Origin of the sequence: Aquirufa sp. (assembly GCF_044342065.1) — a bacterium.
Taxonomy (GTDB): Bacteria; Bacteroidota; Bacteroidia; order Cytophagales; family Spirosomataceae; genus Aquirufa.
Genome location: NZ_JBIIQN010000026.1, coordinates 23,426 through 36,968 on the forward strand (window position 1 = coordinate 23,426; position 13,543 = coordinate 36,968).

At 45.9% G+C, this 13,543-nt stretch carries 9 protein-coding genes; 4 read left to right on the forward strand and 5 right to left on the reverse strand.

What is annotated here, in order from left to right; genetic code table 11:
- Window positions 1–4: 4 nt before the first annotated feature.
- Window positions 5–2,779 carry a DUF1553 domain-containing protein gene (locus ACIQZ2_RS09235; protein ID WP_395768568.1) on the reverse strand — a complete coding sequence of 925 codons (2,775 nt, stop codon included), beginning with the start codon at window positions 2,777–2,779 and terminating at the stop codon, window positions 5–7.
- 3 nt (window positions 2,780–2,782) lie between these two features.
- A complete protein-coding gene (locus ACIQZ2_RS09240) occupies window positions 2,783–4,243 on the reverse strand; it encodes a DUF1501 domain-containing protein (protein ID WP_395768569.1) in 1,461 nt (486 codons plus the stop codon).
- Between the two features lie 105 nt (window positions 4,244–4,348).
- Here ACIQZ2_RS09240 and ACIQZ2_RS09245 point away from each other — a divergent pair, with 105 nt between their 5' ends.
- On the forward strand, window positions 4,349–5,434 hold the full coding sequence (locus ACIQZ2_RS09245) for a Gfo/Idh/MocA family protein (protein ID WP_395768570.1): 1,086 nt from the start codon (window positions 4,349–4,351) through the stop codon (window positions 5,432–5,434).
- Here ACIQZ2_RS09245 and ACIQZ2_RS09250 read toward each other — a convergent pair.
- Window positions 5,423–6,709 carry a GntP family permease gene (locus ACIQZ2_RS09250; RefSeq protein WP_395768571.1) on the reverse strand — a complete coding sequence of 429 codons (1,287 nt, stop codon included), beginning with the start codon at window positions 6,707–6,709 and terminating at the stop codon, window positions 5,423–5,425. The genes ACIQZ2_RS09245 and ACIQZ2_RS09250 overlap by 12 nt on opposite strands.
- Before the next feature lie 133 nt (window positions 6,710–6,842).
- Between ACIQZ2_RS09250 and ACIQZ2_RS09255 the strand changes: the two genes are divergently transcribed.
- On the forward strand, window positions 6,843–9,332 hold the full coding sequence (locus tag ACIQZ2_RS09255; protein WP_395768572.1) for a zinc-dependent metalloprotease: 2,490 nt from the start codon (window positions 6,843–6,845) through the stop codon (window positions 9,330–9,332).
- On the opposite strand, the gene ACIQZ2_RS09260 is transcribed toward ACIQZ2_RS09255, so the two are convergent.
- Entirely contained in the window at window positions 9,322–9,735 is a 414-nt protein-coding gene (locus tag ACIQZ2_RS09260) for an SRPBCC domain-containing protein (RefSeq protein WP_395768573.1), read from the reverse strand. The genes ACIQZ2_RS09255 and ACIQZ2_RS09260 overlap by 11 nt on opposite strands.
- Before the next feature lie 2 nt (window positions 9,736–9,737).
- Window positions 9,738–11,078: an alpha-L-fucosidase gene (locus ACIQZ2_RS09265; RefSeq protein WP_395768574.1), complete on the reverse strand. Its 1,341-nt coding sequence runs from the start codon at window positions 11,076–11,078 to the stop codon at window positions 9,738–9,740.
- 57 nt (window positions 11,079–11,135) lie between these two features.
- Between ACIQZ2_RS09265 and ACIQZ2_RS09270 the strand changes: the two genes are divergently transcribed.
- Both ACIQZ2_RS09270 and fabV read left to right on the forward strand, forming a co-directional pair.
- The gene (locus tag ACIQZ2_RS09270; protein ID WP_395768575.1) at window positions 11,136–12,158 is read left to right on the forward strand and encodes an outer membrane beta-barrel protein; all 1,023 of its coding nucleotides are present in this window, start codon (window positions 11,136–11,138) and stop codon (window positions 12,156–12,158) included.
- A 65-nt stretch (window positions 12,159–12,223) separates the two neighbouring features.
- Window positions 12,224–13,426: an enoyl-ACP reductase FabV gene (gene fabV / locus ACIQZ2_RS09275; protein WP_395768576.1), complete on the forward strand. Its 1,203-nt coding sequence runs from the start codon at window positions 12,224–12,226 to the stop codon at window positions 13,424–13,426.
- Window positions 13,427–13,543: the final 117 nt, after the last annotated feature.

The window sequence follows — 13,543 nt, forward strand, 5'->3', positions numbered from 1 at the left end:
GTCATTAAGGTTTATTCACACTTTCATCAATATTAAATAGGGCATTTGCCACTAAGGTCTTCGCAACTAAGTTGGCCGGTTGCCGCGGCACTTCGTTATCTGAACAAAGTTTTAAAAATGCCAATGTCTCCTTTGGATGTGCCTGGTAATAGGCTAATGTTTGGCTGTAAAAGGCATTCAATTTTTCTGCTTTTGGTTTAGAAATCGCTCGCCCAAACAAATCTGCATATCCTTTTTGAATAAATTTAAGCCCATTTTCAGGGTACTTACGAGCAAAAAATTGTGATGCCTCTAGGAATACCGGATCGTTCAGCGTGTTCAGTGCTTGCATAGGCGTATTGGTTCGGATCCGCCGCGAAAGACAAATATCGCGCGCCCCTGCATCAAAGGTCACCATTGTTGGGTACGGACTACTGCGCCGCCAATAGGTATATAATGAGCGCCTCCACTGATCTTCGCCATCGCTTTTTTTCCACTGCATGCCACTGTAAGGTGCGTTCCAAACGCCATCAGGTTGCTCGGGCATCACACTCGGCCCGCCTAATTTTCGACTCAGCAATCCTGACCAAAGCAAGGCCTGATCGCGCAATTGCTCCGGGCTTAATCGAACCCGAGGTCCACGGGTGATGTACCGATTATTGGGGTCTTTTTCGCGGGTTGATGCGTCTACGATTGCCGACTGTTGGTAGCTCGCCGACATCACCACATACTTTAAAAACTCCTTCGGGCGGTACTTAAAATCTACTTGAAATTTATAGGCCAAATGATCCAATAATGCCTGGTTTACAGGTGCGAGCCCTTGGCTTCCTAAGTCCTCCAATGTCTCCACTATTCCTATGCCGAAGAGCTGTTCCCAGAATCGATTTACTGCGACACGAGCAGTTAATGGGTTGCTTTTGCTTCCAATCCAAGCGGCTAAATCGAGGCGATTAGTCATTGAAGCATTTCCAAAAAGTGACGGAATTCCCGGGCTAACTGCCGCACCTTGATTGAGCCATGATCCACGGGTAAATACACGTGTAGTACGCGTAAAGTTTCCAGGGTTTTCAAGCATCACGGGGGTTGTAATTTCAGGTTCGGTTGCGATTGCCTGTAAGGCGAGTTTTTCAAAATCGGTGGATTTTAATTGGGAAGGGACATCCGGCAACATGGCCCAAAAACCGATCGTTGCTGTCGTCTGCTCTGGCTTGGTTTTGGCATTTAGAAATTCCCATACAAGATCTTGTTTACCAGGTAAGGCGGGTAGGTCAACAAACGTGTACGCCCAACCTTTGACAAATTGGCCTTTAGGTTTCGCATATTTTTCCTGCAGCGTTGTGTCTAATTTGATGCGGGCGATGACTGGTCCCGTTTTTGTTCCTTGATGTATATTCACATAGGTAGGCGCTGGACCTGAATTACGGCAAGCGATAAGCATCTTGGTTTTGCCCATCATCGGTACCGCCTTAAAGCGCGCGGATCCCTTGTTCCGAATCGCTAAATATTTATTGTCGGCCAAGGCCCCATTTTCAAATTGATCTGCCCAATGCGGATGAATTTTAGGCTCCACAAATCGAATCATTTGGCCCCATTCTTTTTGGGTAGCTAGAGGTTGATTGACCAAGAACGATTTCAACTGCGCAATCGTTTTTTCGTTGGCCGGCGTATGGTGTCTGTAGGTAGGCGCATCGTCGGGAATGTCTTCATCCCGCGAATTATTGAAGAGGGCCATGTAACGGTAATAGTCCTCATGGCGGATCGGATCATAGGGATGTGAGTGGCATTGTACACAACTGAAACTTGTTCCTTGGAGCACTTCCCACGTCGTATTGACGCGGTCTAAAATCGCCGCTGTACGAAATTCTTCATCCTCCGTTCCACCTTCATCGTTATTGGTTGTATTCCGGTGAAAGGCCGTGGCGACATAGTCGTTTTCCTGTGGATTTGGTAGGAGATCACCTGCTAATTGTTCTTTGATGAACTGGTCATACGGCTTATTTTGATTGAAGGATGCGATGACATAATCTCGGTATTTCCAAATGCTGCGCGCCTCATCTTTTTCATAGCCTTTCGTATCCGCATACCGCGCCAAGTCCATCCACATTGCTGCCCACTTTTCTCCAAAATGCGGGGATTTTAAAAGTTGGTCCACCTGCTTTTCAAATGCATCACCTGAATCATCTTGTTCAAATGCTTGGTAATCCGCCGCGGTCGGTGGTAGACCCGTCAAGTCCAAATAAACACGGCGAAGTAACTCCGCTTTTTCCGCGCGATCTGTATGCGTGAGCCCCTGATTTTTCTGTTCCGCTTGGACAAAATAGTCAAGGTCATTTTGTGCCCAAGAGGCCTGGATGCCTACCCAGGATAGCGCTTTTTCGAACCAACTGCCCGCCGGGATTTGGGGAGCTTCCAAGGGTTGATACGCCCAGTGTTCGCCCCAATTGGCACCTTCTTTGACCCAAGTTGTTAGCAATTCAATTTCTTCTTCGGACAAGGCAGGCCGCTGATACGGCATTTTTTCTTCCGGGTCTTTGCTGTGCAGTCGCTGGATAAAACTGGATTGCTCCGGATGCCCCGGGATAATAGCCGGTTTGCCTGATTCTGTTTTTCCAAGCGCTTCCTCCTGAAAGAGTAAACTAAATCCACCTTGCTTTTTGACACCTCCGTGACACGAGATGCAATTCTTATTCAGGATGGGTTTGATCTGTGTGCTGTAGTCAACTTTTTGTGGCTTGTTCGACACATAATAGGCGGTGATTCCCGCGATGCAAAGACCTAGAAAAATGCTTACTTTTTTCATCGCCTAGGCCAATATCGGTTTAATCACTTTTCCGAATACATCGGTCAAACGGAAATTACGTCCTTGGAACGGGTAGGTAAATTCCTCGTGGTTGAAGCCCAAACAATGCAAAATAGTAGCTTGCAGGTCATAAACCGATGTTTTTCCCGAGATGGTGGAATATCCTAAATCGTCCGTTTCGCCAAGCGACATGCCGGGTTTGATACCTGCGCCAGCGAGCCACATGGTAAAAGCCTCTGTGTGGTGATCACGTCCGTAGAAACTTTGCTTTTGGCCTTCGCGGTTTTCTTGCATCGGCGTCCGACCAAATTCCCCACCCCAGACTACGAGTGTTTCGTCCAACAAACCTCGCTGTTCTAAATCAAGTAATAAGGCTGAAACGGCTTGGTCGGTTTCCAAGCATTTTTGATGTAAACCAAAATCCACAGATCCATCTTTGCTCGTACCATGTGCATCCCATCCCCAATCAAAAAGCTGCACAAAACGCACGCCTTTTTCGACCATTTTGCGAGCCAACAAACAGTTGTTCGCGAAGGATTCTTTACCGGGATTTGTGCCGTATAGTTGGTGAATGTACGCCGGCTCCTTACTAATATCCATAACCTCCGGCACCGAACTTTGCATTTTATAGGCCATCTCATATTGCGCAATTCGCGCAACGGTTTCGGGATCGCCAAACTCCGCAAAGGTTTCTTGATTTACGGCATTAATCACATCAATGCTCGCTTTGCGAATATCTGAATTGACACCGTCAGGGTTTTTGATGAAGAGTACAGGCTCTCCAGCGGAGCGGCATTGTACACCTTGGTAGACGGATGGGAGGAAACCACTTCCCCAGGCCGACTTCCCTGCGTCGGGATTTTTGCCACCCGAAGCGAGGACCATGAACGAAGGAAGGTTTTCGTTTTCGGAACCGAGGCCATAAGAAACCCAGGAACCTAAGGACGGCCGACCTAATCTAGCCGAACCGGTATGCATTAATAATTGGGCCGGAGCATGATTAAACTGATCCGTATACATGCCCTTTAAAAACGTAATTTTATCTGCCTGTGTTGCCAAATGTGGCATGTGGTCGGAAATCCAATGTCCCGATTGCCCATGTTGAAGGAAGTTGGCTTTCGGACCTAATAAATTAGGAACGCCACGAATGAACGCGAATTTTTTGCCTTCCAGTAATTCCTTGGGACATTCTTTGCCATCAAATTTGGCTAATGTGGGCTTGTAGTCAAACAATTCTAATTGCGACGGCGCCCCCGCCATGTGTAAAAAAATGACTGATTTTGCTTTTCCAAAATGAGGCGGAATGCGCGTAGAGGCTTGTTGGCCTTTCGTCGGCGAAGAACAATTCCAAAGTGCGGAACCAAAGGCAATTGACCCGATCCCCGTACCCAGCGACTGCAAAAAATGCCGACGAGTTGCCAGGGAGGCTTCTTTTTCAATCGCTTCTTGGATCAATTTGTTCATGCTTACGCGAATCAGGTTACGGGCGGATAAATCGCAGTTTCAAATATAAGACTTTGCAGAATATATAAGTTAAATTTTATAAATTCCTACTCAAATACAATTCTGATGAAAAAGCTACTCTTTTTACTTTTGTTGCCCTTCGTTTTTCAAGCCAAGCCTTTGCGCGTTGGCATCGCAGGCATGACGCACGGACATGTAGGTCAAGTTTATACGGCGATTAAAAAGCCGCAGCAAGATGTGATTATCGTCGGTTTCGCTGAGCCAAATAAGGAATTAGCGATGTCGCTTTTAAAGAAACAAAACTTGCCAGATTCGTTGTGGTTCCCGTCCTTGGAGGCATTGATTGCCAAAACAAAACCCGAGGCTATTGCCGCATTCAATAGTATTTATGAACACCTGGAGGTTGTCAAAGTCTGTGCACCCAAAGGAATTCATGTCATTGTGGAGAAACCTTTGGCGGTAAACATGGATCATTTAAACCAGATGAATGCGCTGGTTGCCAAACACCCGATACATCTATTGACCAATTTTGAAACGACCTGGTATCCGTCTCATGCGAAAATGTGGCAGATGGTCAAGGAAGAAAAATCCTTAGGAACGATTCGCAAAGTGGTCATCATGGATGGCCACCGTGGGCCGAAAGAAATCGGCTGTGCACCGGAGTTTTTGAACTGGTTGACCGATCCGGTGTTGAATGGCGGTGGAGCAATTATCGATTTTGGTTGTTATGGCGCCAACATCATGACGTGGCTGATGGATGGCCGAAAGCCAATAGCGGTGACGGCGGTGACCCAACAATTAAAACCGGATGTGTACCCGAAAGTGGATGACGAGGCAAGTATTATTTTAACCTATCCAGATTGCCAGGCGATTATTCAAGCATCTTGGAACTGGCCATTTGACCGGAAGGATACAGAGGTGTATGGCACGAAAGGAATTTTGGTAGCGGATAAAACCAACAAGATGCGTTATGTGACGGGGGATCGATTTGGACAAGAGGGGATGCTGACGCTAAACCCTTTACCGCATGATGTTTCGAATGTATTCCCGTATTTGGCAGCAGTGGTACAAGGGCGAGTTAAACCGCAAAAAGATTTGTCTTCTTTTGCAATTAATCAAGTGGTGGTGGAAATATTGGAGGCGGCACGGGAGTCGGCAAAAACCGGCAAAAAAGTCCTATTACAGCACTAATTCGAGTCCAAGTACCCCGAGTAAGCCGACGACAGCCAGGATGGTTTCCATGATGGTCCAGGAGCGTAAGCTGTTTTTGATGGATACGCCAAAGTACTCTTTGTAGAGCCAAAATCCCGCGTCATTGACATGGGATAAAACCATGGAACCCGCTCCGATGCTTAAGGCAAGGAGGTTAGGATTTACGCCCGAGGAGGCTAATAAAGGCAAAATTAATCCGGCTGTGGTGATTCCGGAAACCGTGGATGAACCCGTCACGATACGTAATACCGCAGCAATTCCCCAGGCAATAATCAATGGATTTACCGCGGAACCTTGCGTCAATTCATGCATCGCGTCGCCCACATGCATCTCTTGTAAGATTTCCTTGAAGGCACCAGCACCACCGAATGTCAACATTAATGGAGCAACATCTTTGATGGAATCCACTAACCAACCGCTGATTTCAGGCCATGAAATTCCGCGTTTGAGCCCGAGGAAATAAACGCCCACAAACACGGATATCAACAGGGCAACCATCGGCTCACCGATTAAATCAATGCCCGGAAGATGGACAAAAGATTTAATCGCAATCAGCGCCACGGGCAATAAGAGAATTGATAAGCTAATTCCCACCGAAGGATTATTTACGTTCTCGCCGGATTCCACAAAGGACATCGGAGTCGCGGGAATGTTTTTCAATGTTTTGCCAAATAGCCAACCAGAGGCGAGCATAGCCGGAATCGAAATCAAGATGCCATAGCCGAGTGTCGTTCCCATGTCTGCCCCGGGTAAATGGGTTACTAAATAATAGGGCGCGGGGTGTGGTGGGAGAAACCCTTGGGTGATTGAAAGCGAGGCCAACATCGGAATTCCCAGATAAACGGGTGGCAAATGATAGCGCTCTGCGGTGGACAGTACGAGTGGGGTGAGTAATAAAAAGGCCACCGAAAAAAACAAGGGAAGCCCCACGATAAACCCAATCAGCATGAAGGCAATCGGTAAGTTTTTCGGGCCGAAAAGTTGGACAAAATATTCAGACAGAACGAAGGTCGCCCGACTTTTTGCGACCATTTTGCCCAACATGGACCCGAGAATAATGATGGGAATAATCGAACCCAGTGTTCCGCCGATTCCCTTTTGCATAGCGGCGATGGTCTGTTCAGTGGTAAGTGAACCAGCGATTCCTAATCCGAGCGAAACGACTAGAAAGGCAATAAAAGGCTGTAATTTCATGACCGAGATGAGGGTCACTAAAACGAATATTGCCGCGCAGATTAGGAGCCAAATGCTCATATTTTTAAGAAGGCTTGAAAAACGAAGTTGGAAAAACCTCTGCAATATTCCAACTGCACCCACGATAAGGCAGATTAAAAATTAAACAAGAAGCCTTACATTTGGTTTACCTTTTTGAAATTTAAACGGATCTATGAAAAAAGTACTTTCACTCATCGTCTGCCTAAGTGCAGCTTCCTTCCTTAGTTATGGGCAGTCGGCCAAAGCCCCCGCAACTCCACCTGCAAAACCTGCTGATTCTACGGCTGCGAAGCGACCTGCATCCAAGTCAAAATCCTACGATCAGGTCATTACCAAGGAAGCCAAATCCAAGAAAGGATTATTCACGACCCACCAAGTAGGGGATAAATATTACTTCGAAATTCCTAAAAAACATTTGGGCAAAGACATGTTATTGGTCAGCCAAATCGCCAAACTTCCATCCGGCATTGGTGGAGGCTACGTAAATGCGGGAACTTCCTCACGTGAGCAATTGATTGTGTGGGAGAAATTCCAAGAAAAGATTTTGATCAAAGTTAAATCATATGCCTCGGTGGCGGCAGATTCCTTGCCGATCAGCTTGTCGGTGAAGGCCAATAATTACGAGCCAACCTTATACATGTTTGACATTGAAACGTACAGCAAAGATTCAAGTAATGTGGTGATCGATGTAACGAAGTTTTACAGCAGCGACATCCCAGCGATGAGTGGTTTGGATGCGTCATTACGTGAAGCACACAAAGTCAGAAATTTAGATGCCAGCCGAAGCTTTATTCGTTCGATTAAATCCTTCCCATTGAACATTGAAGTCTTGCAGGATTTCACCTTCAATGCCTCGAAGCCATCGGTAACTCCTTACACGGAAACGCTGAGTATGCAGATGAATCAGTCGATGATTTTACTTCCGGAGAAGCCGATGAAGCCACGTTTATTCGATCAACGTGTGGGGTATTTTACCCAAAAGCAATACGATTATTCGAGTGAGGAATTGAAGTCAGACCAAAAAACGTATATCCAACGCTGGCGCCTAGAGCCGAAAGATATGGCCGCTTACAAGCGTGGGGAATTGGTAGAACCGATCAAACCGATCGTTTATTACCTCGATCCAGCAACACCGATGAAACTTCGCAAGCACATGAAAAAGGGTGTGGAGAATTGGCAAAAAGCCTTTGAGGTAGCGGGCTTTAAGAATGCGATTATTTGCAAAGACCCACCGACTGCCGCTGAGGATCCGGATTTTTCACCGGAAGATATTCGGTATTCCGTGATTCGCTATGTGGCAAGTACAACGCGTAATGCGACGGGGCCAAGTGTGAGCGATCCGCGTTCGGGCGAGATTATTGAGAGTGATATTATTTGGTATCATAACCATTTACGTTCGTATCGTAACCGTTTTCTGTTAGAGACGGGCGCGTCAAATCCGAATGCGCGGACTTTGGATACGCGTGAAGAGGACATTGGTGAAATGATGGAAATGGTGATTTCACATGAGGTAGGTCACGCCTTAGGTTTCCCACATAATATGGGGGCGAGTAGTTCGTATGAGGTGGAGAATTACCGCAAGGGGGACTTCACGAATAAGGAGGGAATTTCTGCGAGTATTATGGATTATGCGCGTTTTAATTACATCGCGCAGCCGGGAGATCAGGGGGTTCGATACATTCGCCAAATGGGACCGTATGATAATTATGCGGTGAATTGGGGCTATCGCGTTTTGCCGGATGCGGTTCGTCCAGAAGATGAAGTGCCGACTTTAGACAAATGGATTGAGGCCAAAGCTGGGGATCCAAGATTCCGTTTTGGAAATCAGGGAACGACGTTTGACCCAAGTTCACAAACGGAGGATATCGGTAACGATCCGATTCGTGCGAGTACGTATGCGGTGAAAAACTTGAAATATGTGGCTAAGAATTTGGCCGACTGGACCAGTAAAAAGACGAATGATTATGAAGATTTGATCGAATTAAATGATGAGCTTTTAGGTTCATGGTCACGCTATGTGGGTCACGTGACGACGATGGTAGGTGGTGTGTATGAGCAATATGCGAAACCAAATCAGAATATTTCATCGTATAATCCGGTACCGAAGGCGAGCCAACAAGCCGCTGTTAACTGGTTGATTACCAATGTGTTCACGAATGTTGACTGGTTGATTAACAAAGAAGTTGTGACGCATCACATGGCCGGATACACGGATCGTATTCGCAGTCTACAAGTTAGCCCGTTGAATCGTATGTTGAGTTTAGAGACTTTTGCGCGCTTGGATAATAGCGGCTTAACGACATTAAATAACTACAAGACAATTGATCTTTTTCAAGACTTACGTGGAGGCATTTGGACTGAGCTAGCCTCAGGGAAAGGCATCGACCGCTACCGTCGTAATTTACAGAAAGCGTATATCGAACGCTTGAAGGCGTTGATGACAGATCAAGCGCCTGCACCTCCTGCTGCTAGTTCTTTTGGACCTCCAAGGGAAACATACCCAGTGGCGCAGTCGGATGTTCGCTCGATCGTTCGCGGGGAGTTAAAAGCGCTTCAAGCGAGTTTAGCTGCGGCAAAAGGTAAGTATACAGATAAAGAAGTGCGCTACCATGTAGATGATTGCTTGGAGCGCGTTTCGTTGATTTTAAATCCTAGGAAGTAGCGTTTTCGACGTAGCTTTTGAAGTTATCTAAAATCATTTGCCAGCCAGCCTGTTGCATGTCTTCTGGGTTTTGATTTTCAGGCTCAAAATGTTCGGTTACTTTCGTTCTTGCTTCGGTAGTTTCGAAAGTAACCTGCATATTGCGGCCATCTCCTATGAAGATATGAAGAGATTCTTCCGGGTTAATTTCAAGGTAGGTACCCCAAAAATCAAAGCTCACCGAACCATCTTTCGCAGCCATTTCATAGTGATATTCGCCACCTACTCGTAGGTCAATTGTCGCCTTTGGGCAATGCCAATCCGACGCTGCGAAGTTCCAATTTTGAACATGCTCCGGGGAAGTCCACTTTTCCCACACGGTTTTGATGGGGGAATTAATCGTTGTTTGTACGGTAATCATCATGGTTATTTGGCACCGTCCATGGAGCTTTGTTTGGTTTTATCCGCTAATGGTAAGCGTCCTTTTGCGTTAGAAATTTTCAATACGACTGTGTTTGGCCATTTGTTGTTGGTATAGAACCGTTGGCCATTTACCGCACTGATGGTCAGACCAAGCGGGCTTGCAGACACATAGGTTTTGGCATCAAAATCTTGTTTGTATTCGACAAGTTCCCCTTTATACCCTAAGGTTTCCACGGTCGTTTTCTCATTTCCAATGACGTTCGAAAGTACGAAATTTTTGCGTTCGCCGTATTTCCAGTCGTCTGGCGAGGAACGTAAAATGAAGGCATAGATGTATTTCTCATCGTTCGATTGTGTATACCAAACGCCCTCCTCTTTAATAATTGGCATTGGTTTCACGGCATAAATGGATTCTGAATTTGCGAAGTTCCAAAGCGCGATTTCACGCAGGATGGCTTCTTGTTCGATTTGAATTTCGCCATTCGGTTTGGGCCCTACGTTTAACAAGAAGTTCCCACCTTTGGCGCGAATTTCTGCCAACATATTAATAACGGTAGTTCCTGATTTCTGTGGATCGTTGGTTGGCTTGTATTGCCAGTCGGTGCCCATCGTGTAACAAGCTTCCCAAGGACGTGGCAAAGATGTATTTGGTGTGGTTTGCTCTGGGGTTTTCATCGCGTCCCGGGTGATGACTAAATCTGGATTGATCGCCCAAGCATGTTCACGTAGACCATCACCTGGTCCGTCGATAAATAGGATATCGATTTTGCCGTATTGGGTCAACAACTCTTTTAGCTGGGCCTTATCGTACTCCATCAAACCTGGATTGGTTTTTGGATAATGTGCGGGATCTTGGGCTCTTCCGATGGGTTGTTTGTGCGTATGCAAATAGTAAAAGTCATCCGGCGAAAAGTAAAGCCCCACGGCGATACCTTCAGCTCGAAACGCCTCCACTACTTCTTTCGTAATATCCCGTTTGAAGGGGGTATTCATGACATTGAACGTAGTCGTTTTAGTGTTGAACATGGCGAAGCCTGCGTGATGCTTGGCCGTAAAAACCACGTATTTCATACCGGCGAGCTTAGCGAGTTTTGCCCAGTCTTTGGGTTTAAACTGCTCGGGATTAAAGTAAGACGGAAGTTCTTGGATGTATTTATTGACATATGCATCGGAAGCGCCCGACAGTGAATGACTAATCACAGCGCCTAATGTAACATCCACATTCCAGTGGATAAACATCCCGAAACCGAGGTCTTGAAACCAATTAACGCGTTCCGGTTTATTAGCGGTTTGTTGGCCTATCGCCGAAAAACCAAGTAAGAGGAAGAGGAAAATCTTTTTCATATAGCTAAAAGGAAGGGAGAACTTAAATCTACCAAAAATGTATTCTAGATTGAAATTATGAACTTAAATTTACCTCCAATTCTTTTAGGCGAGGATGTAGATTCGTTTCGTATGAAGAAAATATTGATTTTGTGTTTGCTTAGTATGACTGCTTGGGGTCAATCCGACACCTTGCGGGTTACGTTTGGGGCCTATTTAGAAACCTATTATGGTCATTCATTCGCTAGTCCGCGGGCGAGTGAAAAGTCGGCCTTATTTTACAATCACACCACACTAAACCGGCCGGCCATTAACCTGGGACTCGTAGAATTTTCAGCGTCAAAATCGAAGTGGACGCTTCGGGGAGATTTTATGCTGGGAACTTATTCGCAGAAAAATTTAGCTGCTGAGCCGGGTCTGTTGAAACATATTTACCAGCTCAATGCGCAAGTGCAATTAGCGCCTAAACATCAGTTGATTGTCGGAATTATGCCCTCCCACCTCGGCTTAGAGTCTGCGAAAAACTGGGAAAATCCGAGTTTTTCGCGCAGTTATATCGCCGAGAATTCGCCTTATTATGAAACAGGATTGGCTTGGAGTTATAGTCCTACGCAACGGATGAATGTGAAGGTTTTGGCATTGACTGGTTGGCAAACAATCCATCGATTCCGTCCAGCTTTAGGGACACAGATTACCATTGAAAATGCCAAAGGCATTCGCTTTAATTCCAGCGGGTTTATCGGTGATGAAGAAAAAGGCTTACGGGTGTTTTATGATAATTATGTATTGATTCCTATTTCAAATCGATTCAATGCCTCTATTAGTTCGGATTTTGGGGTTGAGTCAGGGAAGTTTTGGCATGGGGCATCCGGCTTTCTTACTTGGAAAGCGAAGCCATCGCTGAAGTTCACAGGGCGTTTGGAATATTATAATGACCCGCATGCCATTATTTTGGCTGAATCTTTGTCAGATGTTTCGCAGTCATTGACCGTAGATTACCAAATGAAATCATGGAGTATGTTGCGCGCCGAGCTGAAGCATTCGGCGAAATGGGGGAATGAAATTGTAGCGGGGCTTTTGTTTAATCTATCGGCCAATTGACCTAGGGCAAATAATGGGATAATTAGGGGCTTTGACTATATTTGCACAAACAAAATTCAAGCACTATGATTATTGAACCTAGAATGAGAGGGTTTATATGTTTGACTTCACACCCGAAAGGATGCGAAAAGAACGTATTAAATCAAATTGACTATGTGAAGTCCAAAGGCAAAGTTGCCGGGGCGAAAAAAGTGCTTGTGATTGGAGCCTCAACGGGTTTTGGTTTAGCCTCTCGCATCACAAGTGCATTCGGATCTGATGCTGCGACGATTGGCGTTTTCTTTGAAAAAGCACCTGCAGCAGGTAAAACAGCTTCTCCAGGATATTACAATAGCCTTGCATTCGAAGCAGCGGCAGGTAAAGCGGGTCTTTATGCGAAAAGCATTAATGGCGACGCGTTCTCTAATGAAGTAAAAGCCCAAACGATCGACTTAATTAAGGCAGATTTAGGCCAAGTTGATTTGGTGATTTATAGTTTGGCATCACCTGTGCGTCAGCACCCAGTTTCGGGCGTGTTGCATCGTTCGGTTTTGAAGCCTATCGGCGACACATTTACACAAAAAACGGTTGATTTTCATACGGGCATTGTTTCAGATGTAACAATCACGCCTTGTAATGACGAAGATATCGCGAACACGGTGGAAGTAATGGGCGGCGAGGACTGGTCGATGTGGATGGATGCCTTATTGAATGCGGGCGTTTTAGCGGAAGGTGCGATGACGGTTGCCTATTCGTACATTGGGCCGGAAGTGACGGAAGCGGTTTACCGCAAAGGAACCATCGGTATGGCGAAGGAGCATTTAGAAGCGACGGCGTTTCAGATTACAAAGGATTTGGCCAAAATAGGTGGCAAAGCATTCGTTTCAGTGAATAAAGCGTTGGTTACCCAAGCGAGTTCAGCGATTCCGGTGATTCCATTGTACATCTCGTTGTTGTATAAAATCATGAAAGCCAAAGGCACGCACGAAGGTTGTATCGAGCAGATCCAACGATTATTCAGCGCGCGTTTATATACAAATGGTGCTATTCCAGTTGACGAGAAAGGACGTATCCGCATCGACGATTGGGAAATGGATGAGGCGGTACAAGCTGAGGTGGCTGAATTATGGAAAGGGGCTACGACAGAAAACCTGACGGCGATTGGCGATTTGGCTGGATATAAATCGGATTTCTTAAATCTATTTGGCTTCGGTTTCGATGGCGTGGATTACGCGGCGGAGGCGAACGAAATGGTCGAGATTCCGGGATTAATTACGGTAGAAAAATAATTTGAAAGCCATCTGAGAGGATGGCTTTTTTTATACAATCTTCAGAAAAATAAATCCTTCGCTGTTCAAGGCCAAAGATTGATGGGATGTTCGGGAGGCTCTAATCGGTTAATGTTT

What these genes read in the sequence shown, in the direction of transcription:
- ACIQZ2_RS09245 (WP_395768570.1), top strand. Translation starts at nt 4,349, where the DNA reads ATGAAAAAGCTACTCTTTTTACTTTTGTTGCCCTTCGTTTTTCAAGCC.
- ACIQZ2_RS09260 (WP_395768573.1), bottom strand. Translation starts at nt 9,735, where the DNA reads ATGATGATTACCGTACAAACAACGATTAATTCCCCCATCAAAACCGTG.
- fabV (WP_395768576.1), top strand. Translation starts at nt 12,224, where the DNA reads ATGATTATTGAACCTAGAATGAGAGGGTTTATATGTTTGACTTCACAC.
- ACIQZ2_RS09270 (WP_395768575.1), top strand. Translation starts at nt 11,136, where the DNA reads ATGAACTTAAATTTACCTCCAATTCTTTTAGGCGAGGATGTAGATTCG.
- ACIQZ2_RS09240 (WP_395768569.1), bottom strand. Translation starts at nt 4,243, where the DNA reads ATGAACAAATTGATCCAAGAAGCGATTGAAAAAGAAGCCTCCCTGGCA.
- ACIQZ2_RS09255 (WP_395768572.1), top strand. Translation starts at nt 6,843, where the DNA reads ATGAAAAAAGTACTTTCACTCATCGTCTGCCTAAGTGCAGCTTCCTTC.
- ACIQZ2_RS09235 (WP_395768568.1), bottom strand. Translation starts at nt 2,779, where the DNA reads ATGAAAAAAGTAAGCATTTTTCTAGGTCTTTGCATCGCGGGAATCACC.
- ACIQZ2_RS09250 (WP_395768571.1), bottom strand. Translation starts at nt 6,709, where the DNA reads ATGAGCATTTGGCTCCTAATCTGCGCGGCAATATTCGTTTTAGTGACC.
- ACIQZ2_RS09265 (WP_395768574.1), bottom strand. Translation starts at nt 11,078, where the DNA reads ATGAAAAAGATTTTCCTCTTCCTCTTACTTGGTTTTTCGGCGATAGGC.